Below are 24,320 nucleotides of genomic sequence, written 5' to 3' on the forward strand. Positions count from 1 at the left end.
GGGAACTCGTGGGTTCAAACCGTCATGGGCTCAGAAGGCTTTTTCAGAAAGCTTTTGCCGGGGGCAGGATCGACAGCACCTGCTGCTTGCCGCCCTTGATCTCCACTAGGTAGCTCACCCGGTCCGGGTCGCCCGCGTCGTTGAACTTGATGTCCATCAGCAGGCCGGGGTAGTCTTTGACGTACAGCGGCATGTTCTTCAACGCGGCGGCAAAGGCTTTGCGGTCCACCTTGCCAATCTTCTCGCTCACGGCCTTGATGATGTAGGGCACGGTGTAGCCCTGGATGCCGTTATGGTCAGAGCGGACCTTGTAGGCATCGAGGTACTTCTTGTCGAACGCACGCATGGCATCGGTGGGTGCATCGGCCGTGAGAGGCACGTGACCGAGCGCGCCATTCGCGGCCTCACCGGCGAGCTCAATGGTCTTCTGGCTGACCAGCGTGGTGTCGCCCATGATGGGTTTGGCATACCCCTGCTTGCGCAGCTCGCGCAGCAACCGGGCCGATTCTTCTTCGTTGGTGTAGGCAAACAAGGCGTCGCCGCCCGACTGCTTGACCTTCAGCACCGCACTCGAAAAATCGACTTGCGCCTGGTCGGTTGACACATCGGCCCCGATGGTTAGCCCCATGGCTTTGGCGGCCTTGATGAACTCGTCGCGCCCGCCTTTGCCGAAGTCGCTGTTGACGTAGATGATGTCCACCGTCTTGGCCTTCAGCCCGTCCATCATGTAGCGCGCCACCTTGGGCATGGTGGTGGCTTGTGTGCTGTTGGTGCGGATCACGTAGGCGTTGCCCTGGCTGGTGATCGAGGCGGCGGCCGCGCCGGTGAAGTTGGGAATTTCGGCCCGGCGCGTCTCGTTCATGCTGACCACCATGGAGCTGGAGAACGTGGGTCCGATGGCGGCAAACACGTCTTCATCCACGGCCTTGGCGGCCATGGCTTTGGCCACGCCGGGGTTGCTTTGGGTGTCGAGCATGTCCACCTCGAACTTGCGTCCGAGCACCCCACCGGCGGCGTTGATTTCCTTCACCGCCAGCTCTACGCCGTTGCGGTAATTGGTGCCGGCCGAGGCGATGGGGCCGGTCAGCTCCAGCAGGTTGGCCAGCTTGATGGTTTGCTGCGCGTGGGCCGGGGCCTGCAGCGCCAGCGCCAACAGTCCTGCCACGATGGGGTAGCTCTTCTTCATGATGTCCGTCTCCTTTTTGGGTGAATACACACGAAAAACCAACGCCTTCTTTGTGCGCTGCCGACCAAGCCTCAATACGTTGCCCGTCCCCCTGACAAGTCGAACGTAAAACCCGTGGTGAAGCTGCATTCCGGGCTGGCGATGAACGCCACCGTGGCCGCAATCTCGGGGATCTGCAAAAACCGCCCCATCGGGATCTTCGCCTTGGCACTGGCGATGTGCTCGGCCGTCATCTCTTTGAACAGATCGGTCTCGGTGATCACCGGCGCAATCGCGTTCATGGTGACGCCGCTGCCCGCCAACTCGCGCGCCACCGACTTGGTAAACCCGATCACGCCCGCCTTGGCCGCCGAATACGCGGCAATGCCCGGCATGCCCTCTTTTCCGGCAATTGACGAGACGTTGACGATGCGCCCGTAGCCACGTTCGCGCATCGCCGGCAGCACCGCGCGGCAGCAGTAAAAAACACCGGTCAGGTCAATGGCCAAGACCTTGTCCCAGGCGTCGTCGGGGTAGTCCCAAGTAGGCATCACAGGGCCGTTCACACCGGCGTTGTTGACCAAAATGTCGATCGGGCCTACGGCCTCGGTGGTGGCGCGCACTGCGGCGTCTACCGAGGCACGGCTGGCCACATCGACCACCGTGGCAAAGGCTGGCGTGTAGTTGGCGTCGGCCAGCGCCGCCACATTCACGTCCCACACCACCACGCGGCAGCCCTCGGCCGTCAGCCGCTGCGCAATGCCCAGGCCAATGCCACGTGCGCCACCGGTCACCACGGCCACCTGGCCCTGCAAACTCACGGGTTGCATGATGGACATCTTGCGTCCCCTTTACAGTGCACCGCCGGACAACCAGTTCGCACCCTTGGCGTAGAGGGCCTGCACCTCGGGGCCTTTGAGGCCGGGCATGTCTTTTTTGATCTTGTAGCCAATCTGGCTCTGCAGGTACGCCAGGTGCCGGTAGCCTTCGGGAAACGACAGCAGCAGGTCGGTGTCGAGCACCAGCCGAGAATTGGGCGAGACCGGGTCCATGCGGTCTTTTTCGTAGATCGGTTGGCGCAGCACCATGCCCCAGCGGCCATCGCGCTTTTCCAGAAAGTCATAGAAGCGCCCCGTGCACACCACGTCCACCCACACGTCGTGCACCAGTGCGCGTTGTGAGATCGTCATCTTGGTTTGCGCCACGGCACGGTGGCCCGCCACGTCCACCGCCGTGCCCCCCAGAAAGTGCAAGATGCTGACGCCCTTGTCCCAGCCCTCACGGGTCACGCGGATGAACTCGTCGGCCACGCCCTGGAACCAGGTGGCCATCATCACGCCATCGTCGTGCCACACGGTGCGAAAGCGCTGCCAGTCACCGGCGTCGCGCCACACCACCCAGTTCTCCAGCAACTGGCGAATGGTGTGCACGTCGCGTTCGGCGTCAGCGGGAATGTTCATGGTCATGTTATGTGTCTCCAGGTTCTATGAGATTGAATGCAAATGCTTGAAAAAACGCCGCGTGGTGTCGCCCACGATCTGCGCCTGCTCGGCATACGGCAGGCCGGCCAGGCGCCGTGTGGGCGCTTCCACACTGATGGGAATACCCGACGGCAAGGCTTTCAGCAAACCGGCCAGCGGCAGCTCACCTTCGCCCGGCAGGAGGCGCGCGGTACGTGCCTCGACGCGGCGGTCGTCCACGCTTTCGGGGCCCACCAACGGGCCGTCGCAAAGCTGCATGTAGGGCAGCAGCAAAGGGTCAATGGCAGCAAGCTGAGCGCTCTGCGCACCCGAGCGAAAAAACTGCAGCGCGTCGATCAACAAACGCGCATTCGCTTGCTGGCTGCGCTGCACCAGACCGAGCGCTTGCGCCAACGTGCCGATGGTGCAATAGGTGATGAACTCCAGCGCCACGTTCATCTGCAGCGCGGCAGCGGCTTGGCATAAGCGACAGAAGTTGTCGAACAGGCGCTCCTGTTCGCTGTCAAACCCCACCACCAACACCTGGCGCGCACCCAGGCGGCGGCCCACTTCGAGCGCCGGTACCAGCGCGGCCACATCGGTTTCAGGGCGCAGCCAGATGGCCTCGATATCGAGCAGGCGCACATTGTGGCTGCGCAGGCGTTGCTCGATTTCGCGCACCAGTGCGGGGTTGCCCACCACGTCCAGAAGCACATCGGTGGGCGACGGTGGCACGATGCGCAGGCCGCAGTATTCAAAGCCTCCGGCGGCGGCGGCATCGACCAGCGTCAGCGGGTCGGCGCTGAGCATTGTCAAATGGTGCAACGACAGCTCCGGCATCAACGCTGGCATCGAAGTTCGCATCGGTGCGTGCACAGGAACAGTGGGCGCAGTCATACGGCGTAATCCACTTGGTGGCGGCTGATGCGCAGGTCGCCTACCGCTTGTTTCACCCGCAGGTGCTCGGGGTGGCTAGCGTAGGCGTCGAGTGCCGCCTGGCTGGCAAATTCACTGTAGAGCACCACGTCACAGGCGTAGTCGACGGCGCTGTGGTCAATGCCCACTTCCAGCCGCAGCAGGCCGGGGATCTGCCCGCTCAGCGACTCGAACTCGCGCCGCAGCAAGGCACTGTGTTCGCGGCGCTCGGCCAGGGTGCTGCCACGGACGCTCCACATGACGATATGTTTGATCATGGATAACCGGTTAAAGGATGCACACGCGTCAGCGCGCGGTGAGGGGGTTGAGCACAAAGTCGTAGTCCAGCCGGTAGCGGCCATTGGGCTGGCACACCCAATCGGCCACCAACGACTGGCGCACGCCAAACACGGCATCGGAATCGAGGTATTGGTCGCCGTCGCGAAACACATGCGTGGTCAGCGGTTCATAGCCCTCGGCCGCAATCTTGAAATGCAGATGCGCCGGGCGCCATGGGTGGCGTTTGGTGGCGGCCAGCAGTTCGCCCACCGGGCCGTCGGTGGGAATGGGGTAGGCCTCGGCCACGATGGTCTGAAAGTGCAGCTCGCCTTTGGCGCCGGTGGTCAACACGCCGCGCGCCTGGGCGTGGTCGAGCGCCGGGTTTTGCACGTCGTAATGGCCTTCGGCGTCGGCCTGCCACACGTCGACCCGCGCACCGGCAATGGGCCGGCCGTCCAGGCTGCGCACATGCGCCACCACGTCGCAAGGCTCGCCGTTGGCGCCGTTGGCCACGTCGGCGCCGTGTTCAAAGTGCGGCGCACCTTCGATGAAGAACGGGCCGAACACCGTTGATTCGGTGCAGCCACGCGGTTTGTCGTTGTTCATCGCCACGGTCAGCATCGACAGGCCCAGCACGTCGCTCAACAGAATGAACTCCTGGCGCTTGTCGTCGCACTTCTGGCCGGTGGCGGTGAGAAAGGCAATGCCTTTGGCCCACTCGTCTTCCGTCAACCGCACCTCACGCGCAAAGGCATGCAGGTGCTGCACCAAGCTGGTGACCACCTCTTTCAGACGTGGGTCCGGGGTGTCACAAAAGCGCGCCATAACCGCCTGGGTGATGTTGTCCTGGTTGAGGTTGCGCAAGTGGGTCTCCTGGCTTTTTTTTGTGGGTGTGCAGGCAATGTAGAAAACATGGCACCCGCTGAAAAGCCCGAGGCGACAAATGACTTTTCCGCCTAGCGGAAGAATCGACCGCCTTGTCGCCGCAAAATGCGCTAAAACCAACAAAAATCGCCCTGAATAGGAGACACGATTGGACCGCTGGACCGAAATCGAGCTGTTTGTGCAGGTGGCCGAAACCGGCAGCCTGAGCCGCGCTGCGGAGGCGCTGGACCTGTCGAACGCGGCGGCCAGCCGGCACCTGGCGGCGCTGGAGCAGCGCCTGGGCGCGCGCTTGGTGGAGCGCAACACGCGCAGGCTCTATTTGACGGAGACCGGCCAGGAGTTTCTGAGCCGTGCCAAGGGCATTCTGGCCGAGCTGAAAGATGCCGAGTCGAACGTCAACGCCACGGCACTGGCCCCGAGCGGCACCTTGCGCGTGACGGCCTCGCTGTCGTTTTCAATGCACCACATCGCGCCACTGCTGCGCGAGTACACCAACCGCTACCCTAAAGTGACGGTGCATGTGGAAGCCGCCAACCGCTATTTTGATTTGATCGAGAACAACATCGACGTGGCCATCCGCACACGCGAGGTGGAGCCCGACTCGAACATCACCATCCGCCGCCTGGGCGAAACGCGCCGCATCCTCGCGGCCTCTCCGCGTTATCTGGCGCTGCATGGCCGGCCCCGCACATTGGAAGACCTGCAGCAGCACAAGATGCTGATCTACACCTACGCCAACAACCCCAACGACATGCGCTTCGAGCGCGACGGCCAGGTGACCATGGTGCACGCCAAGGGCCTGCTCGAATCGAACGACGGCCAGGTGCTGCGTGCGGCCGCACTCGACGGCATGGGCATCCTGGTGCAACCCACCTACATCTTGTTTGACGACATCGTGGCCGGGCGCCTGGTGCCTATCCTCGACGAATGGGATCTGCCGCACCTGACGATCAACCTGGCGTACCCGAGCCGGCGGCACTTGTCGGCCAAGGTGCGCACCTTCATTGACTTCATTGCTGAGTACTTTGAACGCATGGACTTTGAACGCAAGTGGACGCAGCGCTTCGACGTCTATTAGGCTGGTGGGCGCACACCCGCCCAGGCGTCCTGCAAGAGCGCACGGATCGGCTCACGCGCCAGTGGACGCGGGTTGGGGTAGCGGTTCTGCAGCGCCAGGTTGCAAGCGGTATCCAGGTCCGCCTCTTGGAGCCCCAGGTCGCGCAGCGCCACCGCCGCGCCGTGGCGTTGCGCCAAATCGTAGAGGGCCTGCGCGGGACTGGGTGACCCCAGTGCGCGCGCCATGCGCTGCATGGCGTCGGGCGCGTGGCTGGCGTTGTAGGCCAGCGCATGCGGCAGCACGATGGTGTGGGTGGGGGCATGCGGCAAGTTGAAGCTGCCGCCCAAGGTGTGGCACAACTTGTGGTGCAGCGCCATCGCCACGCTGCCCAGCACCGCTCCGCAAAGCCAGGCGCCGTAAAGCGCGTCGGTGCGTGCGCTGATGGACGCGGCTTGCCCCTCATCGGCCAGCACTGGCAGCGCGCGGGCCAGTGCGGCAATGCCTTCCTCGGCAATCAATTGGGTGATGGGGTTGCCATCGGCCGCATACAAACCTTCGGCCGCATGGGCCATGGCGTTGATGCCGCTGGTCAAGCTGATGGGCCCGGGCAATTGCAATGTCAGCTCGGGGTCGTAAATCACCGTGCGCGGCAACACGCGGGGGTCGCGGCCGGTTTTCTTCAGGCCAGCTTCGGTGATGCCGTAAATCGGCGTCATCTCGGAACCAGCGTAGGTGGTGGGCACGGCCACCACCGGTAGGCCAGAATCCAGCGCAATCGCCTTGCCCAGTCCCGTGGTGGAACCGCCGCCGATGGCGACGCAACAGTCAGCCCCCAAGCGCGCAGCCTCGGCCCTTGCGGCGTGAGCCGATGCGATCGGCACATGCATCACCGCTTGGTCAAAGATGCCAGCGGCACGCGCACCCAACAAATCTGCGGCCCGCTCGGCCAAGCGGCGCTGCCCGGGCGTGCTGAGCACCAACGCTTTTTGTGCACCAAGCAAGGCCACTTCTTCCGCCAGTTGCTGCAGGCGCCCGGCGCCGAACACCACGCGCTGAGGCTGGCTGGTAAAAACGAAGGGGTGGAGGTGCTGAGGAAGGTGAGAGGTCACGGCGAGCAAAGCCAGCAGTGTGGCTTTGCCCGCCTACGGGCTCAAGCGGCTGGCTGGAAATGAGTTTTCCAGCAGCGGCGCCCTTGCCGCTCTATTTAAGATTTACGTGCGCTGGCTGCCAGCAGCACCGCACCAGCCACGGCGGCGCCCACGCTCAGCCACTGCGGAATGTTCACCGATTCTTTTTCCTTCACCTTCAGTTCCAGCGGGCCGATTTTGGCCGCCGTGCTTTCCTTGGTGAAGTTGAAGCCGCCGGTGAAGAAGCCGACAAGGCCGCCAACGATCAAGACAATTCCAACAATACGGATGGCGTTCATGGTGTGTCCCTCGACAGATGTTTGTGAGGGCCAATGTAGGGGCCGGCCGAAGCGCTTTGCGTAGGACGCGGCCACTTGGGCGCGCCAGCACCCAGCGCAAAACGCCAGCCCAGCAAGGGAAAAGGGCTGCGTGATAACCTGCCGCCCATGTTCAACCCATCACAAGCCGACGTCCGCCGCTTCTTCTGTTCTGTTTACGATAAAAACAAGACAGGACAAGCGATGGAAGCTATTGAAATAATAGCTAGCCAGTGGATCGACGAGCACCCCGAGTACCACGCCGAGCTGCAGGACGTAGACGCCGCCCTGGCCAAAATGGCCGAGGTCAGCACCGTCCAGGAAAACCCGTTTCTGCATTTGTCGATGCACTTGTCGCTGAGCGAACAATGCTCGATCGACCAGCCACGCGGCATTCGCCAAGCGGTGGAATTGCTCACGCGCCGCCGCGACTCATTACACGACGCCCACCACGAAGCCATGGAATGCCTGGGGCAAATCCTGTGGGAAAGCCAGCGCGCCGGCCGCCCGCCGGACGGCGATGCGTATGTCGACAGCGTGCAGCGCCGCGCCACGCGCGACTGACCTTTTCGCTTGCGGGTTCAGCGCAACGCTTGGGCTGTGGCGCGCATGAGCAGCTCCACGGCGTAGCTGTTCATGTGGCCGTCGTCGGGCGCCACCAGCAGCGACAAAGGGGAATTCGCCACATGAGGGGCAAACACCTGCTCGGCATCCAGCACCTTGTAGCCACGGGCTCGCGCCATCTCAATGAAGCGCACGCGCTCTAGCGCAATATCCGACAACGGCCCATTCACGGGACTGCGGCCGCCGTCCACCACAAACAGCACCCGCGCTTGTGGCGCAAAAGCGGCAAGGCGCTGCCAGAAAATATCGGTGACAGCGACCACACGCGCTTCATTCACGGGCGACAAGCTATGCCCGGGCGACGACGCCTGCGGCTCTTGACGGCCCTGCTCTTCTGGCTCGTCTTCGCCCGCCATTTCGGGAATGTTGCGTTGGAAAGCCGTCGCGGCCAGGTGCCGAAAATCCACCTTGAGCTGGCCCACCACATATTGCGCCAACGCCGAGTGGCGCAACAGCCGTTTGGCCGTCGATGGCGGGGGCATGGTTTCGATGCGCGGCGCCAGCGTTTCGCGGTCGAGGCAGGGTCCGTGCACGTTGCCCGAGCCACAAAGCGACTGCCGTACATCCCCGCCTTCCATCTGGATCACGAAGTCACGCACGCCTAAGTGCTGGTAGGCGTAGCGCACCCGCTCGGCGTAGTCGAGCAGCGCCGATCCGGCCCCGCCCATGGCGTATACCGGGCGCGTTACACCCGATAAGCCCCCCAATGCGCGCTCCAGTTGGGCGCCGGGGCGTGCATCGGCCTCCAGCATCGTGGCTTCCACAAAACTATCGCCAATCAACGCCAGCGCTTGCGGGTTGGGCACAAAGTCGCGCTCGGCCACAAAGCCCAGGTTATTGGCGCGCAGCGTTTGCGGGCGGCGCAGATCCCAGCCGGTAGACGCCACCCAACGGTGGTGCGGCGGGTAGGTCACGATCACCGGGTCTATCCAGTAGCTGGATTGCGTAGCGGTAGAGACCGGCAGCAGCCGAAACAGCATCTCCAACCCCAACACGAACCCCAGCCCGCCGATGGCGACCCCAAGCACAACCCGAAGAACAGTCTTCTTCATGTCAGAAATTGAAGTAGATGAAGGCGCTGACCGCGTCGCGAGCGGCGTTCACCAGCAGCAGAAAGGCAACGCCCAACAGGCCAACCGTGCCCGCCACGGTGCGCCCCAACGACACGTGTTCGCACCACTGCAGCGCCCTGCTGCCTATGGCGTTGGCGTTTGGTGCCCACACGGCAGTGGCCAACAGCACGCCGCACCACACAGCGGCGGCAGACCATTGCAACCCCGCATTCCACATCAAGACCGCCACACCACCCTGCGCCGCATCGGCGCCCCCGGTCATCGCAGACAACATGCGCATCGCACCGGGAAGCGTTTCAGCCCGAAAGAACACCCAACCCACGACCACACACACCAACGTCAAGCCCCAGGCAAACACCGCCCACAGGCGGCTATGGCCCAGCGCGGCGCAGGCACGCGGGCCGATGACAACCCGAAAACCGTGGTTGATCACCAAATAAACCCCGTGCAAGGCGCCCCAAATGACAAACGACCAACTGGCACCGTGCCACAGGCCGCCCAGCACCATGGTCGCCATCAGGTTCACATAGCGCCGCACCGGCCCATAACGGTTGCCGCCCAGCGCGATGTAGAGGTAGTCGCGCAGAAAGGCCGACAGCGTGATGTGCCAGCGCCGCCAGAAGTCGCTGATACTGGTGGCGCGGTAGGGTGAGTTGAAGTTGAAGGGCAGTCGCACGTTGAACATCCAGGACAAGCCGATCGCCATGTCGGAGTAACCCGAAAAGTCGAAGTACAACTGCAGGGTGTAGGCCACCGCACCCAACCAGGCCTCGGCCGTGGTGGGCATTGCCCCCGCATCGACGGGGATGAAGATGGCGTTGGCGAAGGGACTGACGCCGTCCGACAGCACCACCTTCTTGAACATGCCGATGCCGAAGATCAGCAGCCCGGCCACCAGATGGCCCCTATTCGGCCGGTAAATGGCGCTGTTGCCGAACTGCGGCATCATTTGCGCGTGGTGCAGCACCGGTCCCGCAATCAGGTGCGGAAAGTAGGTGACGAACAGGCCGTAATGCAAGATATTCGCCTCGCGCACCTTGCCGTGGTAGGTGTCCACCAAAAAGGCAATCTGCGTGAAGCAGTAGAACGACACACCAATGGGCAGCACCACACGCGCCAGGCTGTACGAAGCGCCTAGCAGGTACTCCAGGTTTTGCACAAAGAAATTGGCGTATTTGAAGTAGCCCAGAAGTCCCAGGTTAAAAACCACACCCAAGGTGAGCCACGCACGCAAATGGCCAGGGTGTGCACCGGCTTTGCGCGCCGCCGCCAGCCGCAGCCCCACCCCAAAATTAACACCGATGGAGCCCAGCAGCAGCCATGTGAACTCGGGCATCCAGTAGCCGTAAAAGAACAGCGACGCCATCAGCAACCACGCTGCGGCCCCGTAGCGCGAGTAGTGCCCTATCAGAAAGAACCCCGCCAAGGTGATGGGCAGGAACAGCAGCACAAAGATGGCGGTGGTGAATAACATCGATTCCAGACTGTGGAGCCGCCTCTGCTCGACGAGGTGCTACTCGGCGAATTAACACATCGCGTGATTCGATAACAACACGGGATGCAATAAAGGTGCCAAAAAACCAGGCCCGCACGATAGCCATCTGTCGAAAAACCCCAAAAAAATGCTCGCTTAAAGCGAGCATCGGTGGGGAGCAGCGCCGGATCAGCGGAACGGCTTCTCGGGCACCACTTTGAGCTCGGTGTCGAGCGTGGACAAGTAATTGGCCATCAGCTTCAGCTCAGCATTCGAGAACTGCTTGGCCACCCCGGCCATCACGCCGTTGCTGCGGCCAATGTTGCCGTTATTCGCCACCTTGTAGGACTTCAGGGCCACAAACAGGTAGTCTGGGTGCTGGCCGGCAATCTTGGGATAGGCGGGATCGATGGGTTTGGAGAAGTTGTCGCCATGGCAGGAGATGCAGTTGCCTTTGGTCAGCAACTCGGCCACCTTGCCGCTCGCCTCGTGTGCGGGCTTGGCGGGAAGGGCCGGTGCGCCTTCAACCACCCCGTTGACGCTGTAGTACGCGGCCACATCGGCCATGTCCTGGTCGGTCAGCGAGTCGGCAATGCCGCGCATCGTGGGGTGCTTGCGCTCAGCCGCACGGTAGGCGGTGAGGGCAGACACTATGTATTTGGCGCTTTGTCCCGAAATCATGGGCACCTTGTGGACCTCGGGAAACGTCGCCTGGTAGCCCTTGATGCCGTGGCAGCCAATACACATGGCAACCTTCGACTCTCCAGCCTTGGCGTCTCCCTTGATCTCCTGTGCACTAGACATGGCGGCCACTGTTGCTACAGAAACCGCGAACACCGTGGTCAACAACTTATTCTTCATTTTGCGAGCACAATCTAGAGAAAATCTTGCCTCTGATCAGCCTTCGATTATATCGATGAGTCTCTTTCAAGCACCTAGGGATTTGCCTGCCGTACCAACCGTCCAACCCGCTTGAATATGAAGTTCCAAGGCTCTGAAAACTACGTCGCCACCCCCGATCTGATGCTGGCAGTCAACGCCGCCGCCACTCTCAAAAGGCCGCTGTTGGTCAAGGGCGAACCCGGCACCGGCAAGACCATGTTGGCCGAAGAAGTGGCACAGACTTTGGGCATTCCACTGTTGCAGTGGCACATCAAATCGACCACCAAAGCGCAACAAGGGTTGTATGAATACGACGCTGTGAGCCGCCTGCGCGACAGCCAACTGGCTGATGTGGACGGCGGCGAGCGCGTCAAAGACATCCACAACTACATCGTCAAAGGCGTGTTGTGGCAGGCTTTCACCTCCGATGCACCTGTGGCGCTGCTGATCGACGAAATCGACAAGGCCGACATCGAGTTCCCGAACGACTTGCTGCGCGAGCTCGACCGCATGGAGTTCTATTGCTACGAAACGCGCGAAATGATCCGGGCCAAACACCGGCCGCTGGTGTTCATCACCTCCAACAACGAAAAAGAACTGCCCGACGCCTTCTTGCGCCGCTGCTTCTTCCACTACATCAAGTTCCCCGACGCCGCCACCATGCAGCAGATCGTGGACGTGCACTTCCCCACGCTGAAGAAAGAACTGCTGGCCGCCGCCATGAAGACCTTCTACGACGTGCGCAACCTGCCCGGCCTGAAGAAAAAGCCGTCCACCAGCGAACTGCTGGACTGGCTGAAGCTGCTGGTAGCCGAAGACATTCCCGTCGAGGCGCTGCAAAGCAAAGACGACAAGGTCGCCGTGCCGCCGCTGGTGGGCGCCCTGCTGAAGAACGAACAGGATGTGACGCTGTTCGAAAAACTGGTTTTCATGCAACGCAACAACCGTTAAGTTCACCGATAGGAGTTGAGTAGATGGCATTCGTAGAACCCGTCACGCTGAAAGCTGGCGACCTGGCCCTGGTCCCCCTGTCTCTGGAACACGAAGCCGGCCTGCGCGTCGCCGCCGCCGATGGCGAGCTGTGGAACATCCGCGTCACCTCGGTGCCCGAGCCGGAAAACACCCGCGCCTACATCGAGACCGCGCTGAAAACCGCTGACCGTTTTGCTTTTGCCGTCACAGAAGCTGCCACAGGAACGGTGCTGGGCAGCACCAGCTTCCATGACATCCTGCCCGCCGTGAAACGTGTAGAGATTGGCTACACCTGGTACGCCGCGCGGTGCCAGCGCACCCACGTCAACACCACCTGCAAGCTCTTGATGCTGAGCCACGCGTTTGACACGCTGGGTTGCAACGTCGTGGGCTGGCGCACCGACAACTTCAACCACGCCTCGCAGCGCGCCATCGAGCGCCTGGGCGCGAAGAAAGACGGCGTGATCCGTGGCCACGCGCTGCGCCGCGACGGCACCATCCGCGACACTGTGATGTACAGCCTGCGCGCCGGCGAATGGCCTGATGTGAAGGCGCAACTGAAAGACCTGCTCGCCAAACGACGTAGTTGATGCGTCTGGGGGATAGCCATGCTGATCGACTTCTTCTACACCTTGCGCAGCGCCAAGCTGCCGGTTTCCGTCAAGGAATACCTCACCCTGCTCGAAGCCTTGCAGCAGGGTGTGGTGGGACCGAACACGCCGCAAGACGTTGATAGCGACACCAGCACCGGCTACCAGATCGACGACTTCTACTACCTGGCGCGCACCACCCTCGTCAAAGACGAGAAACACTACGACAAGTTCGACCGCGCCTTTGCCGCCTACTTCAAGGGTGTGGAAATGCTGGCCGACTTCACCAAAGAAATCCCTTTGGAGTGGCTGCGCAAAAACCTGGAACTGGAACTCAGCCCCGAAGAAAAGGCGAAGATCGAACAGCTTGGCTGGGACGAGCTGATGGAGACGCTGAAAAAGCGCTTCGAAGAACAGAAAGAGCGCCACGAAGGCGGCAGCAAGTGGATTGGCACTGGCGGCACCAGCCCGTTTGGCGCCAATGGCTTCAACCCGCGCGGTATCCGCATCGGCCAGGACAAGGGTCGCAACAAGAGCGCCGTGAAGGTGTGGGACCAGCGCGCCTACAAAGACTACGACGACACGCAAGAGCTGGGCACACGCAACATCAAGGTCGCCTTGCGCCGACTGCGCCGCTTTGCGCGTGAGGGCGCGGCCGAAGAGCTGGACTTGCCCGACACCATCCGCGCCACCGCCGCCAACGCCGGCTGGCTCGACATCAAGATGGTGCCCGAGCGGCACAACAACGTGAAGGTGCTGCTGCTGATGGACGTGGGCGGCACCATGGACGACCACATCGCCCGCGTGGAAGAAATGTTCTCCGCCGCCAAGGCCGAGTTCAAGCACCTGGAGTTCTACTACTTCCACAACTGCGTGTACGACTTCATGTGGAAGAACAACCGCCGCCGCTACAGCGAAAAGTTCGCCACTTGGGACATCATCCGCAAGTACAACAAGGACTACAAACTCATCTTCATCGGCGACGCGACGATGAGCCCGTATGAGATTTTGCAGCCCGGCGGCAGCGTCGAATACAACAACGAAGAAGCCGGTGCCGAATGGCTGCAGCGGCTGACACACGCCTTCCCCAAGTTCGCCTGGATCAACCCCGAGCCGCAAGGCGTGTGGCAGTTCCGCCAAAGCATCAGCATGATCCAGCAGCTGATGAGCAACCGCATGTACCCGCTCACCCTCAAGGGCCTGGAAGAGGCCATGCGCTTGTTGACAAAATAGCCACAGTGGACTGGCGCCAAGTCGCCGAATAACCTGTCCACAGAGCGGGTTTCAGCCTGTGCGCGCGACCCTCACGTTACCATCGGCCCTATGCCTCTGGACAGCCAATCGCCCACACTGCGGGGGCTCACCCTAGCCCTCGCCACAGTAGCTGCTCTGCTGCTGGTGGGTTGCTCCACGGCGCCGCCTAAATCCGCGCACACCGACTACGGCATTCCGCCGCCTCCCCCCTCTGAAATCTCTGACCAACAAGCGCAAGACGCCGCTATGTATGCGCTGGGCTTGGTGGGCACGCCCTACCGCTATGGCGGCAACACGCCTGATTCGGGCTTTGACTGCAGCGGCCTGATCGGCTTTGTTTACCGCTACACCGCCGGCCTGCAAGTGCCACGCACCGTGCGCGCCATCAGCGGCTGGGGCGACGTGATCGACCGCTCCCAACTGCGCACTGGCGACCTGGTGATTTTTGGCAGCAGCGGCAACGCCACGCATGCGGGCATCTTTGTGGGTGAAGGGCGATTTGTCCATGCACCCTCGACCGGAGGCACGGTGCGCATGGACAACATGGATGCGCGTTATTGGGCACAGCGCCTCATGGCGGTGCGCCGCCCTTAACGGCTCAATTCGCAAGCGAATGTAAGCGGCGCGGAGACCCACAGGATCACAAAGCACGCGTGTCAAAATTGGGCCATGCTCCGACGCCTGCTGCAGTCGCTGACCGCGCACTGGTGCCCCCAGCGCGTTCAGCCTCGCCCCCTCCAAAATAGCTCAACACTGCGCCCGCCCATCGCTGGCCTGCAGCTGTGTGGGCTGGTGTTGTGCGCTCTGGCCCTCACGGGTTGCGCAGCCTTCGGCGGCCGCGACGCCGATGCAGAAGCCCAAAGCAAAGAAAACAAAACCCGCGAAGAAGCACGCGACCAAGCCCATGAAGACGCCAGAGCCAAGGCCTTCACCCTGGAAATCGACGCCCCTGCCAACATCAAAGAGCTGCTGACTAAGCACTTGGACCTGCAACGCTACAGCACTTTGGCGGACCTGAACGCATCCGAGCTTTCTCGCCTGCTGGTCATGGCCGAGGCCAATGCCCGCGATTTGATTGCCACGCTGGGCTACTTTTCACCCACCATCGAGATCACGCGTGATGCCGAGGCCGCAGTGCCCACGCCATCCCTGGGAACGCCCACACCAGTGCCTGTACCAGTGGTGCACATGAAAGTCACGCCAGGCCCGCAAACCCAGGTTACCCAAGTGAAGATCGACTTCACCGGCGACATCGCCACCAACCCCGCCCCCGATGTGGCCGAGCAACAGCAGCACATCCGCAGCGACTGGCGTTTGCCCGCGGACAGGGCCTTCACACAATCCGACTGGAGCGGCGCGAAGTCGGCCACCCTGCGCGAACTCACCGGGCGGCGCTACCTGGCCGGGCGCATGAGCAGCAGCAACGCCGACATCGACCCCGAAGCGCACCAGGCGCAACTGGGCGTGACGCTGGAGTCGGGCCCCGAGTACCACGTCGGACCGATGGTGATTACCGGGCTGGAGCACCACCCCAAGGAAATGGTGGAGCGCTTCGCCCAGCTCAAACCCGGCACCGTGTACGACCGCGAAGAGATCTACAAAGCGCAGCAACGCCTGGCCGACAGCGGCTACTTCGACTCGGCCTTTCTGCTGGTAGACCCCAACTCCGACCCCGCTGCTGCGCCCGTGCAAACCCAGGTGCGCGAAGCCAAGCTGCAAAAGCTGGTGCTCGGTGTGGGCATCAGCACCGACAGCGGACCGCGTGCCTCGGTAGAACATACCCACAACAAGGTGCCCTATATCGACTGGCGCTCAATCTCGAAACTCGCGATCGACAAACGCAACCAATACCTCAGCACCGAAGTCACCTCGCTGCCCGATGAAGACTACTGGCGCTGGGTGGTCGGGGGCCACCTCAAACGCGAGGTCGATGACCCACTCGTCACCAAGAGTGAACAACTACGCGCTGGCCGCTTGCAAACCACCGAGCGGCTGGACCGCAGCCTGTACCTGCAATACGACCGTGCGCGCGTGACGGGCGGCGACGCCACCGTGGACAACGACGCCAACGACGCCTTCACCCTGTCGTGGGGCTGGACGCGGCGCTACTTCGACAACGTGGTGTTTCCCACCAGCGGCTGGGGCCTGGCGGTGGAGATCGGCCCCGGCATCACCATCGGCAACCAGATGAAGCCATTTCTGCGCGGTCTGCTGCGCACGCAGGGCTACCTGCCCATCAGCCCAAGGCAAGGCCGCATTGCGGTACGCGCGCAAGCGGGTGCGGTGTTTGCCGACGCAGAAGCGCCCGTGCCCGCCACCCAACAGTTCTTGACCGGCGGCGACAACACGGTACGCGGCTATGGCTACCGCTCGATTGGTGTGCCCACCTCCACCGGCATCGTCGAGGCCGGCCGCTACATGGCCGTGGGCAGCGTTGAATGGCAGCGCCCCATCTACATGGATGGCCGGGCGTCGGATTGGGAAAGCGCGCTGTTTGTCGACAGCGGCGCCGTGGCCAACTCGGTCGGCAACCTCACGCCGCAAACCGGCGTGGGCGTGGGCGCACGCTGGCGCTCGCCCGTGGGCCCGCTGCAAATCGACCTGGCCTACGGCGTGGAAGCCAAACAAGTGCGGCTGCACCTTTCTGTTGGGTTTACGTTCTGATGAAGAAACTGGCCCTTTGGGTACTGCTACCCCTCGCTCTGCTATTGGCCCTGGTGCTGGCCGCAGGCGCAGGCCTGTGGTGGTGGGCGGGTACCGACAACTCGCTGCCCACCGCACTGAGTTGGGCGCAGCAATGGCAGCCCGACCTGCCCCTGCAGGTCGACGGGGCCGGCGGCTCGCTGCGCCGTGGCGGCAAGATCGACCGCGCGCAGTGGCAACAAGACGGCCTCACCGTAGAAGGCCACGGCCTGGTGCTGCGCTGGGACGTGCTGGCCCTGCTGCACCGCCAACTGGAAGTCGAAGAGCTGCACATCGACCGTTTGCGTGTGGACGACCAACGCCCGCCGAAACCCAAACCAGCCACGCCCGAACCACCGCCCACGGCCTTGCTGCTGCCGGGCAACGTCGAGGTCAAGCAACTCAGCGTCGACCAGTTTGAATGGGCCGGCCCACCGGCCCTGACCGCCACCGGCCTGCGCGCCAGCTATCACTTTGACGGCACCCAACACGCACTGCAACTCGACCAACTGAGCGTGGCCGACGGCCAATACCAAGGCGGCGCCACCCTGCAAGGCCAGGCGCCCATGCAGTTGGCGGCCGAACTCAAGGCCAGCTTGGTGTCGCCCGCGTTGGCCCACCAGCGCAGCGCCAAACTCAACGCCGTGGTGACGCTGAAAGGCCCGTTGACCCGGCTGGTGGTGGAAGGCCAGGTCGACGCAGCCGCCATTGAAGCAGCGCCCGCCAAGAACGCACCGAACAAAGCACCGTCGAAACCATCAGCCCCCGAACCCAGCCCCCACGCCACCCTGCACGCGGTGGTGGAACCCTGGGCGCCCCAGCCCGTACCCGAAGCCAATGCAGAGTTCACGCAACTCGACCTGGCGGCCTTCTGGCCCGAAGCCCCACGCACCCAACTGAACGGCAAGGTGCAAGCCAAGCCCGCACCGGCCGCAGCATGGCAGTTCACGGCGACCATCGACAACCAATTGCCCGGCCCCTGGGACAAACAACGCCTGCCCGTGAGCGCCTTGGAAGCCAATGCGGGATGGAACGATGGGTTGGTGCTGATCGACAAGCTGCTGGTCACCGTGCCCGGCGCCAGCCGCAGTGACCCACAGCCCGGCAAGCTCAGCGCACAAGGACAATGGAACAGCGCAGACGCCTCATCGTGGAACCTCGACCTGAAGTTCGACAACCTCAACTTGGCGCAGCTTTACAGCACACTGGCCGCCGCACATTTGGACGGCAAAGTCACCGCAAAAAGCAGCCTGCAAGGGCAGCACATGGGTGTGGACTTCAACGCCGACCTGGCCGCCACACGGCAAAACACGGTCGACCTGGGCGGCCTGTACTTGCGCAAGGCCAGCGCCAATGGCCGCTGGGCCGACCAGGTCGTCACCCTGCAGCAGTTGGTCGTCAACACCAATGAAGCCGAACTCAAGGCCAGCGGTGAAGGCAACATCGCCCAACAATCGGGCCGTGCCGAAGTGGCACTCAAAGCGCCTGGCCTGCAACTGCAAGGCCAGGGCGACATCAGCGCCACCAAAGGCAAGGGTCAGGTGGCACTGGACGTGCTTGACGCCAACGCCAGCCTGCGTTGGCTGCAGCGTGTGCCCGGCGCACCTGAAGCACTGAAAACCTTGGGGCTTTCGCTCGAAGGCGGCGCCAAGCTACAAGCCAGTTGGGATGGTGGCTGGCGTGACCCGGCGGTCGATGCGCGCCTGCAGGTCGCCAAACTCAACATTCGCCAAACGGGCAAAAGCGCGGCAACGTCCCCCGCCGCTGCGGCGGCAGCCAAACCACAACCCGCAGCCACGCCCACCGCCACATCTGCCCCAGTCGCTGCACCACCTCTGCCCTCGGCTCAAGCCACAGACGACACCATCCGCATCACCGAAACCGAGGCCACCGTGCGCGGCCGGCTCAGCAGCGCCGATATCCAGGTCAACGCCAAGGCGGCCACCGTGGCGCAGCGCCTCGCGCTGCAAATCCAGGGGCAGGCGGGGCAAACCAAGGCGGGCCTCCAAGGCACGCTCAACACCCTCAAAGTTGGCGTTGAAACCCCGTTGCGTGGCCCTGGCACATGGACCTTGGCCACACGCCAGCCCATCCCGCTGCAATTTGCCCAAGGCAGTTGGAGTGTGGGTGCCGGCCAGGCCGCGTTGACGCCGCCCGCGCGCATCTCCGGGGCCAACGCACGGTCTGCGCTGCTGAGCTGGGAACCGGCGGAAGGCAAACCCGGCCAGATCCACAGCGCGGGCAAGCTCGAAGGCCTGCCCATGGGCTGGCTCGAAGCCATTGCCGGCAGCAGCCTGACCGAAGCCGGGCTCGACAACGACCTGGTGTTTGGCGGCGACTGGGACATCACCCTGGCCCAGCAACTGCGCGTGCGTGCCCAGGTGCAGCGCACCAGTGGCGACATCGTTCTGCGCGGCGAAGAGGCCGGCACCAGCATCCGCGCGCAGATCCGCGAAGCTCGCATCAGCCTGACCAGCGACGGCCCTGCCCTGCGTGCCGCGCTGCGCTGGGACACCGTCAACGCTGGCCAAGTCGACGCCACCGCCAATACCACGCTCACCCAACAAGACGGCGCCTGGAGCTGGCCCGAGCAAGCCCCGCTGTCCGGCCAAATGGTCGCCAAGTTGCCGCGCATTGCCGACTGGTCGGCGCTGGCCCCCCCGGGCTGGCGCATGCGCGGCAATCTGGAAGCCAACACCACCTTGTCGGGCACACGCGGTGCGCCGCAGTTGCACGGCACGCTGCAGGCGCGCAACCTGGCGCTGCGCTCCGTGGTGGACGGTATAGAGCTTTCCGACGGCAGCCTGCTAGCCACGCTGCAAGGCGACCGCATGACGATTGACAGCTTCACCCTCAAAGGCGCGGGCGGCGGCGACGTCACCGCGCACGGCGTGGTGGGCTGGCCGAACGGCAAACCGGGCATGGACATCCAGGCCGAAGCGCGCCAATTGCGCGTCACCACGCGACCCGACATGCGCATCACCGTTTCCGGCCAACTTGGCGCAAAGCTCGAAGACACCAAACTCGCGCTCGACGGTACCCTCAAAGTCGACAGCGCACGCATCAACCTGCCCGAAGAAAGTGCCCCAAAGCTCGACAACGACGTGGTGGTGCGCCGCCCCGGCAGTGCCGCCACCACCACGGCAGCCGTGCCCCCCAAGGCCCGACAAATCACCCCGGTGCTGAACATCAAACTCGATGTGGGCAACGACTTCCACCTGCGCGGCCTGGGCATCAACACCGAATTGCGCGGCGACGTCACCCTCACTGGCGACGGCACCACGCCCAAGCTGGTGGGCACCATCCGCACCCACAACGGCGAATACCGCGCCTACGGCCAGTGGCTCGATATCGACACCGGCGTGATCCGCTTCACCGGCCGCTACGACAACCCCCTGCTCGACATTCTGGCGATTCGCCCCAACCTCACCCAACGCGTGGGTGTGCAGATCACCGGCACGGCGCTGGCGCCGAACATCCGTATCTACTCGTCACCCGCGCTGTCCGACACCGAAGCGCTGGCTTGGTTGCTGCTGGGGCATTCATCCGCCTCGGGCGGGGCCGAAGCCGCGCTGCTGCAGCAAGCTGCGATGGCCTTGGTGGGCGGCAAACAAACCGATGGTGGCTTTGCCGGCAAGCTCGGCCTGGACGAACTGTCTGTGGGCAGCACCAACACCACCGACGGTGGTAAAACCGGCGCCGTGACGCTGGGCAAACGCTTCTCGCGCAACTTCTATGTGTCGTACGAAGCCAGCCTGGCCGGCGCCTTGGGCACGCTGTATGTGTTCTACGATTTGTCGCAGCGCTTCACCTTGCGTGGGCAGAGTGGTACCAATAGCGCAGTCGATTTGATCTTCACCTTGCGCTACGACTAGCGCAGAATGAAAGCGCCTCGACAGAGCCCCTACAATCGCCGCTCCTCCTCGTAGTTCAATGGATAGAACGGATGCCTCCTAAGCGTCAGATACAGGTTCGATTCCTGTCGAGGGGACCACAACACCTACCGCACCTTGATCTGCCTTCGCTGCTAGCCGACATTCGGGCTTGCCGCGTTTGCGAGGCCCATCTGCCGCTAGGTCCGCGTCCCATTGTGCAAGCCAGCGCCACGGCACGCTTGCTCATCGTGGGCCAGGCACCGGGGACCAAGGTGCACCAAAGCGGCATTCCATGGAACGACAATAGCGGCGAAACCCTGCGCCGCTGGCTGCAAATCGACGCCGATGTTTTTTATGACGCCAACCGAATCGCCATCATGCCCATGGGTTATTGCTACCCCGGCAAAGGCGCCAGCGGCGACCTGCCACCGCGCGAAGAATGCGCGACGTTGTGGCACGAGCGACTACTGCAACATATGCCGCAAGTCGAACTCACGCTGCTGATTGGCCGGTACGCACAGAACTACTTTCTAGGCGCCGCCGCGCAGTCAGGCGTGACCCAAACCGTGTCGCGGTTTGCTGAGTTTGGCCCCCATTACCTGCCCCTGCCCCACCCTTCGCCGCGCAACACAGCATGGTTCAAGCACAACCCGTGGTTTGAGGACGATGTGCTGCCGATGTTGCGCGCGCGCGTGTGGCAGGTGCTGGCAAAGCCCTCTGCCTCAGCACGCGAGTAAAACGTCATGCGAGAAAAACCGTCACGGCACATTCACATTCAAAGGGCCTACACAAACCCCACGGACAAAGATGGCTACCGCGTACTGGTGGATCACTTCTGGCCACGCGGCCGCCGCAAAGAAGACCTGAAGCTCGCGGCATGGGCGCGCGAGGTGTCTCCCACACCGGCACTCATCAAATGGTTCGGTCATGACTCCGCCAAGTGGCCAGAGTTTCGCACCCGTTACCTCGAAGAACTGGCCTCTCCCGCGATGAAGACACACCTGCAAGCGCTGCTGGCAGCGGCTGGCGCGCAAGACATCACCCTGGTTTTTGGCGCGCGCAACGAGACCGAAAACCAGGCCGTGGTTTTGCAGAGCGTGCTGCGCGAAATGGATAGCAGCCGCCAACTGTAGGCCTTGGCCTACCCATACTTGAGACTGCACTGCTACCCTTGCCAGGGGGTCGTAGCCTATCGTCACACTGCTGCGCTAAAACATGCTGCAGACTGCACAAGACAGACGAAGGAAGAAAATCATGCCCGACAAAACAATTCAAACGAGCCGCCACAACCGCAACCGCGCGCATACGGCGGCCCTTGCCGTTTCATCAACCGCCAGCCGTTGGCGCACCACGACCTTGCAAGTGCTCGCCGACTGGCGCGACGCGAGTGGCAAGGCCCCCGACAGCCTGTTGCCTAGCTTGTCTTCAGGGTTCCGCAACGGCGACCGCCGAGGCTGGAACTAAGCCGGCGTTGCCGAAGCGGCTATCCGCCCATTCGGGCACTAGCCTTTATTTTTAAGCGCGCAATAATGCGCGCATGGATCCTCTACTTGATCACCTTTCCGTCACGATCACGTCGGCCAAAACGCTCGAGGATCTGACGAGGCCGTTACTGGAAATGTTGGAGTCGGTCACCGGCATGGAGTCGACCTACCTGACCACCATTGACCTGCAGCAAAGCGTTCAGCAAATTCTGTACGCACGCAACGTCAGCCAGATGCAGATTCCAGAAGGGCTGGCTGTGCCCTGGGAAGACACGCTTTGCAAACGCGCCCTGGACTCCAACCAGCCGTTTGCCAATGATGTGGACACCCGCTGGGGTGACTCCGCCGCAGCGCGTGATCTGCGCATCCAAACCTACCTCAGTACCCCCGTGCATCTGGCCGATGGCGCGCTGTACGGCACCTTGTGCGCCGCCAGTTCCGACCGGCACGACCTGCCACCACAGGCCCAGCGCATGCTTTCGCTGTTTGCCACCTTGATCGCGCAGCAAGTGGAGCGCGAGCAACTGGTGCAAAAGCTGCTGAAGGCGAATGCGCAACTGACGGCCTACGCCACAACCGACCCGCTGACCCAGTTGGCCAACCGGCGCGCGCTACAGCAGGAACTGACGCGGATGCTGGCGCATGGGGCACGGCGGCGTGCGGCGGTGCTGGTGGCGTTTGTCGACCTCGACGGGTTCAAAGCCATCAACGACACCTACGGCCACGACATTGGCGACCAATTCCTCGTTGCGTTGTCAGACCGCTTGCGTGCGGTGCTACGCGTCGAAGATCTGGCTGCACGCCTGGGCGGCGACGAGTTTGTGGTGATTGGCATGGGGCCAGAGGAACTCGCGTTGTTGTCGGATGCTGAGCGCGCGCTCCAGGATCGAGTATTCCAAGCCACATTGGGCCGGTACAACCTGGGGCACGTCCAGCTCGACTACCAAGGCGCCAGTGTGGGTGTGTTGGGTGTGCCGCCAGAAACGCAAAATGCGGCAGAAGCGCTGAAAGCCGCCGATGCCGCCATGTACCAGATCAAACAGTCACGCAAAGCAGGCCGGCCCGTGCTGCGGTAAACACGCCGACCCCCAAGCCTTTGCCTTACCGATGCGGCGTGCGCAGCCGCAGCTCCAGCCAGTCGCTGTAGCGCGCCAGCCCCCAGCAGCCCACGAAATAGATGGCCGCAACGAAGAGATAACCTTCGACAAAAAACTGCCGCCACTGTGCATCGCCCAACGCCAGTTTCAGCGAGCCCGTGAGGTCGTACATGCTGACCACGGTGACCAGCGAGGTGTCCATGAAGGTGCTGAGCAAGCTGTTCACAAACGCCGGCACCACCGCCACCATGGCCTGCGGCAAGATAATGGACCTGTGGGCGCCCCAGTAGCCCAGCCCCAGCGAAGCGGCCGCATGAAACTGCCCCTGCGGCACGGTTTGCAAACCGCCGCGCACCGTCTCGGCCACGTAAGCCGCCTGGAACAAAGTAATGCCCAGGGCCACGCGCGTGAACGCATCCAAGCGCCAGCCCGGCGGCATCAGCAGCGGGAACACAAAGGTGGCAAAAAACAGCACGGTGATCAACGGGACACCGCGCACCAGCTCGATGTAGAACACACAAAAGCCGCGCACCACGGCCATTTTGGAGCGCCGCCCCAGCGCCAGCAAAATGCCCACGGGCACACAAGCGGTCATGCCAATCACCGTCAAAATCACCGTGAGTGGCAAGCCGCCCCAACGGTCGGATTCGATGAGCGACAAGCCAGCCACTCCGCCGCGCAACAAAGCAAAGAACACCGTGAGGGTGAGCACCCAGCTTAGCCCCAGCCCCCAAGCGCCGCGCCGCGTCCACCAGCGCGGGATCGCCGTGACCACCAACATCGCCAGCACGAGCAATGTGGCGATCAAGGGGCGCCATTGCTCCTCGTAGGGGTAGCGGCCAAACAGAATGAGGCGGTGTTTCTCGGTCACAAAACCCCAGCACGCGCCATGCCCCATGGCCGCGCGGCAAGCTTCAAAGTCGGCGCGGAAAACAGCGTTCACCAGCGCCCATTGCGCCAGGGCAAACAAGGCTGCGCCTGCACACAGCAGGGCCACGATGGACACCGCGCTGGCCAGCGGGCTGTAGAACAGGCTCGCTTGGGTGCGCGCCCACCAACCAGGTGCTGGCGGTGCGGCGAAGTCGGTTGCGGCGTTAGACATCAGCCC

The 24,320-nt window shown here is 63.0% G+C and carries 24 protein-coding genes and 1 tRNA gene; 13 read left to right on the top strand and 12 right to left on the bottom strand.

Annotation, left to right across the window (positions count from 1 at the left end; all coding sequences use genetic code 11):
* Positions 1–43: 43 nt before the first annotated feature.
* The 6 genes from ACPWMG_RS23690 to ACPWMG_RS23715 all read right to left on the bottom strand — a co-directional run bounded on the left by ACPWMG_RS23690 (position 44) and on the right by ACPWMG_RS23715 (position 4,683).
* A complete protein-coding gene (locus ACPWMG_RS23690) occupies positions 44–1,186 on the bottom strand; it encodes an ABC transporter substrate-binding protein (protein ID WP_483301947.1) in 1,143 nt (380 codons plus the stop codon).
* 71 nt (positions 1,187–1,257) lie between these two features.
* On the bottom strand, positions 1,258–1,995 hold the full coding sequence (locus ACPWMG_RS23695) for an SDR family NAD(P)-dependent oxidoreductase (protein ID WP_483305324.1): 738 nt from the start codon (positions 1,993–1,995) through the stop codon (positions 1,258–1,260).
* Positions 1,996–2,016: 21 nt separating this feature from the next.
* Positions 2,017–2,631, bottom strand: coding sequence for a nuclear transport factor 2 family protein (locus ACPWMG_RS23700; protein WP_483301948.1), 615 nt, complete (start codon positions 2,629–2,631; stop codon positions 2,017–2,019).
* 18 nt (positions 2,632–2,649) lie between these two features.
* Positions 2,650–3,522 (bottom strand): sugar phosphate isomerase/epimerase family protein, encoded by an 873-nt coding sequence (locus tag ACPWMG_RS23705; protein ID WP_483301949.1) that lies wholly within the window; start codon positions 3,520–3,522, stop codon positions 2,650–2,652.
* Complete coding sequence (locus tag ACPWMG_RS23710; protein ID WP_483301950.1) at positions 3,519–3,818, bottom strand: Dabb family protein; 300 nt, start codon at positions 3,816–3,818, stop codon at positions 3,519–3,521. The genes ACPWMG_RS23705 and ACPWMG_RS23710 overlap by 4 nt, the downstream gene beginning before the upstream one ends.
* A 28-nt stretch (positions 3,819–3,846) precedes the next feature.
* The gene (locus tag ACPWMG_RS23715) at positions 3,847–4,683 is read right to left on the bottom strand and encodes an intradiol ring-cleavage dioxygenase (protein WP_483301951.1); all 837 of its coding nucleotides are present in this window, start codon (positions 4,681–4,683) and stop codon (positions 3,847–3,849) included.
* Positions 4,684–4,852: 169 nt separating this feature from the next.
* Here ACPWMG_RS23715 and ACPWMG_RS23720 point away from each other — a divergent pair, with 169 nt between their 5' ends.
* Positions 4,853–5,782, top strand: a complete 930-nt coding sequence (locus ACPWMG_RS23720; RefSeq protein WP_483301952.1) for a LysR family transcriptional regulator — start codon at positions 4,853–4,855, stop codon at positions 5,780–5,782.
* Here ACPWMG_RS23720 and ACPWMG_RS23725 read toward each other — a convergent pair.
* Entirely contained in the window at positions 5,779–6,870 is a 1,092-nt protein-coding gene (locus ACPWMG_RS23725) for a maleylacetate reductase (protein WP_483301953.1), read from the bottom strand. The genes ACPWMG_RS23720 and ACPWMG_RS23725 overlap by 4 nt on opposite strands.
* Positions 6,871–6,965: 95 nt before the next feature.
* A complete protein-coding gene (locus ACPWMG_RS23730) occupies positions 6,966–7,187 on the bottom strand; it encodes a hypothetical protein (RefSeq protein WP_483301954.1) in 222 nt (73 codons plus the stop codon).
* A 147-nt stretch (positions 7,188–7,334) separates the two neighbouring features.
* Here ACPWMG_RS23730 and ACPWMG_RS23735 point away from each other — a divergent pair, with 147 nt between their 5' ends.
* A complete protein-coding gene (locus ACPWMG_RS23735; protein ID WP_483301955.1) occupies positions 7,335–7,769 on the top strand; it encodes a DUF1841 family protein in 435 nt (144 codons plus the stop codon).
* Positions 7,770–7,786: 17 nt separating this feature from the next.
* On the opposite strand, the gene ACPWMG_RS23740 is transcribed toward ACPWMG_RS23735, so the two are convergent.
* From ACPWMG_RS23740 to ACPWMG_RS23750, 3 genes are all read right to left on the bottom strand, one after another.
* The gene (locus tag ACPWMG_RS23740; RefSeq protein WP_483301956.1) at positions 7,787–8,881 is read right to left on the bottom strand and encodes a hypothetical protein; all 1,095 of its coding nucleotides are present in this window, start codon (positions 8,879–8,881) and stop codon (positions 7,787–7,789) included.
* Between the two features lies 1 nt (position 8,882).
* Positions 8,883–10,376 carry an MBOAT family O-acyltransferase gene (locus ACPWMG_RS23745; protein ID WP_483301957.1) on the bottom strand — a complete coding sequence of 498 codons (1,494 nt, stop codon included), beginning with the start codon at positions 10,374–10,376 and terminating at the stop codon, positions 8,883–8,885.
* Between the two features lie 189 nt (positions 10,377–10,565).
* Complete coding sequence (locus tag ACPWMG_RS23750) at positions 10,566–11,237, bottom strand: c-type cytochrome (protein ID WP_483301958.1); 672 nt, start codon at positions 11,235–11,237, stop codon at positions 10,566–10,568.
* A 117-nt stretch (positions 11,238–11,354) separates the two neighbouring features.
* Between ACPWMG_RS23750 and ACPWMG_RS23755 the strand changes: the two genes are divergently transcribed.
* The 11 genes from ACPWMG_RS23755 (at position 11,355) to ACPWMG_RS23805 (ending at position 23,191) form a co-directional block, all read left to right on the top strand.
* Positions 11,355–12,209, top strand: coding sequence for an AAA family ATPase (locus tag ACPWMG_RS23755; RefSeq protein WP_483301959.1), 855 nt, complete (start codon positions 11,355–11,357; stop codon positions 12,207–12,209).
* Between the two features lie 23 nt (positions 12,210–12,232).
* Entirely contained in the window at positions 12,233–12,820 is a 588-nt protein-coding gene (locus tag ACPWMG_RS23760; RefSeq protein ID WP_483301960.1) for a GNAT family N-acetyltransferase, read from the top strand.
* Positions 12,821–12,838: 18 nt separating this feature from the next.
* On the top strand, positions 12,839–14,053 hold the full coding sequence (locus ACPWMG_RS23765) for a vWA domain-containing protein (protein ID WP_483301961.1): 1,215 nt from the start codon (positions 12,839–12,841) through the stop codon (positions 14,051–14,053).
* 90 nt (positions 14,054–14,143) lie between these two features.
* Positions 14,144–14,668, top strand: a complete 525-nt coding sequence (locus ACPWMG_RS23770; RefSeq protein WP_483301962.1) for a C40 family peptidase — start codon at positions 14,144–14,146, stop codon at positions 14,666–14,668.
* A gap of 75 nt (positions 14,669–14,743) precedes the next feature.
* A complete protein-coding gene (locus tag ACPWMG_RS23775) occupies positions 14,744–16,738 on the top strand; it encodes an autotransporter assembly complex protein TamA (RefSeq protein WP_483301963.1) in 1,995 nt (664 codons plus the stop codon).
* A complete protein-coding gene (locus ACPWMG_RS23780; RefSeq protein WP_483301964.1) occupies positions 16,738–20,631 on the top strand; it encodes a translocation/assembly module TamB domain-containing protein in 3,894 nt (1,297 codons plus the stop codon). The genes ACPWMG_RS23775 and ACPWMG_RS23780 overlap by 1 nt, the downstream gene beginning before the upstream one ends.
* Before the next feature lie 44 nt (positions 20,632–20,675).
* Positions 20,676–20,750 (top strand) — tRNA-Arg (locus ACPWMG_RS23785).
* Positions 20,703–21,368: a uracil-DNA glycosylase family protein gene (locus ACPWMG_RS23790; RefSeq protein ID WP_483305325.1), complete on the top strand. Its 666-nt coding sequence runs from the start codon at positions 20,703–20,705 to the stop codon at positions 21,366–21,368. The genes ACPWMG_RS23785 and ACPWMG_RS23790 overlap by 48 nt, the downstream gene beginning before the upstream one ends.
* Positions 21,369–21,374: 6 nt before the next feature.
* Positions 21,375–21,764, top strand: coding sequence for a DUF488 domain-containing protein (locus ACPWMG_RS23795; protein WP_483301965.1), 390 nt, complete (start codon positions 21,375–21,377; stop codon positions 21,762–21,764).
* Between the two features lie 121 nt (positions 21,765–21,885).
* On the top strand, positions 21,886–22,095 hold the full coding sequence (locus tag ACPWMG_RS23800) for a hypothetical protein (protein WP_483301966.1): 210 nt from the start codon (positions 21,886–21,888) through the stop codon (positions 22,093–22,095).
* Between the two features lie 73 nt (positions 22,096–22,168).
* A complete protein-coding gene (locus ACPWMG_RS23805; RefSeq protein ID WP_483301967.1) occupies positions 22,169–23,191 on the top strand; it encodes a sensor domain-containing diguanylate cyclase in 1,023 nt (340 codons plus the stop codon).
* A 25-nt stretch (positions 23,192–23,216) separates the two neighbouring features.
* Here the strand turns inward: ACPWMG_RS23805 and ACPWMG_RS23810 are convergent, their stop codons facing one another.
* The gene (locus ACPWMG_RS23810) at positions 23,217–24,314 is read right to left on the bottom strand and encodes an amino acid ABC transporter permease (protein WP_483301968.1); all 1,098 of its coding nucleotides are present in this window, start codon (positions 24,312–24,314) and stop codon (positions 23,217–23,219) included.
* Positions 24,315–24,320: the final 6 nt, after the last annotated feature.

This window comes from Hydrophilobacter chitinilyticus (assembly GCF_049860745.1).
Lineage (GTDB): Bacteria > Pseudomonadota > Gammaproteobacteria > Burkholderiales > Burkholderiaceae_C > Rhodoferax_B.

Excerpts from the sequence above, each read along its gene's own strand:
- ACPWMG_RS23690 (WP_483301947.1), bottom strand. The coding sequence starts at position 1,186 with ATGAAGAAGAGCTACCCCATCGTGGCAGGACTGTTGGCGCTGGCGCTG.
- ACPWMG_RS23695 (WP_483305324.1), bottom strand. The coding sequence starts at position 1,995 with ATGCAACCCGTGAGTTTGCAGGGCCAGGTGGCCGTGGTGACCGGTGGC.
- ACPWMG_RS23700 (WP_483301948.1), bottom strand. The coding sequence starts at position 2,631 with ATGACCATGAACATTCCCGCTGACGCCGAACGCGACGTGCACACCATT.
- ACPWMG_RS23705 (WP_483301949.1), bottom strand. The coding sequence starts at position 3,522 with ATGACTGCGCCCACTGTTCCTGTGCACGCACCGATGCGAACTTCGATG.
- ACPWMG_RS23710 (WP_483301950.1), bottom strand. The coding sequence starts at position 3,818 with ATGATCAAACATATCGTCATGTGGAGCGTCCGTGGCAGCACCCTGGCC.
- ACPWMG_RS23730 (WP_483301954.1), bottom strand. The coding sequence starts at position 7,187 with ATGAACGCCATCCGTATTGTTGGAATTGTCTTGATCGTTGGCGGCCTT.
- ACPWMG_RS23735 (WP_483301955.1), top strand. The coding sequence starts at position 7,335 with ATGTTCAACCCATCACAAGCCGACGTCCGCCGCTTCTTCTGTTCTGTT.
- ACPWMG_RS23740 (WP_483301956.1), bottom strand. The coding sequence starts at position 8,881 with ATGAAGAAGACTGTTCTTCGGGTTGTGCTTGGGGTCGCCATCGGCGGG.
- ACPWMG_RS23745 (WP_483301957.1), bottom strand. The coding sequence starts at position 10,376 with ATGTTATTCACCACCGCCATCTTTGTGCTGCTGTTCCTGCCCATCACC.
- ACPWMG_RS23750 (WP_483301958.1), bottom strand. The coding sequence starts at position 11,237 with ATGAAGAATAAGTTGTTGACCACGGTGTTCGCGGTTTCTGTAGCAACA.
- ACPWMG_RS23755 (WP_483301959.1), top strand. The coding sequence starts at position 11,355 with ATGAAGTTCCAAGGCTCTGAAAACTACGTCGCCACCCCCGATCTGATG.
- ACPWMG_RS23760 (WP_483301960.1), top strand. The coding sequence starts at position 12,233 with ATGGCATTCGTAGAACCCGTCACGCTGAAAGCTGGCGACCTGGCCCTG.
- ACPWMG_RS23765 (WP_483301961.1), top strand. The coding sequence starts at position 12,839 with ATGCTGATCGACTTCTTCTACACCTTGCGCAGCGCCAAGCTGCCGGTT.
- ACPWMG_RS23770 (WP_483301962.1), top strand. The coding sequence starts at position 14,144 with ATGCCTCTGGACAGCCAATCGCCCACACTGCGGGGGCTCACCCTAGCC.
- ACPWMG_RS23775 (WP_483301963.1), top strand. The coding sequence starts at position 14,744 with ATGCTCCGACGCCTGCTGCAGTCGCTGACCGCGCACTGGTGCCCCCAG.
- ACPWMG_RS23780 (WP_483301964.1), top strand. The coding sequence starts at position 16,738 with ATGAAGAAACTGGCCCTTTGGGTACTGCTACCCCTCGCTCTGCTATTG.
- ACPWMG_RS23790 (WP_483305325.1), top strand. The coding sequence starts at position 20,703 with ATGCCTCCTAAGCGTCAGATACAGGTTCGATTCCTGTCGAGGGGACCA.
- ACPWMG_RS23795 (WP_483301965.1), top strand. The coding sequence starts at position 21,375 with ATGCGAGAAAAACCGTCACGGCACATTCACATTCAAAGGGCCTACACA.
- ACPWMG_RS23800 (WP_483301966.1), top strand. The coding sequence starts at position 21,886 with ATGCCCGACAAAACAATTCAAACGAGCCGCCACAACCGCAACCGCGCG.
- ACPWMG_RS23805 (WP_483301967.1), top strand. The coding sequence starts at position 22,169 with ATGGATCCTCTACTTGATCACCTTTCCGTCACGATCACGTCGGCCAAA.
- ACPWMG_RS23810 (WP_483301968.1), bottom strand. The coding sequence starts at position 24,314 with ATGTCTAACGCCGCAACCGACTTCGCCGCACCGCCAGCACCTGGTTGG.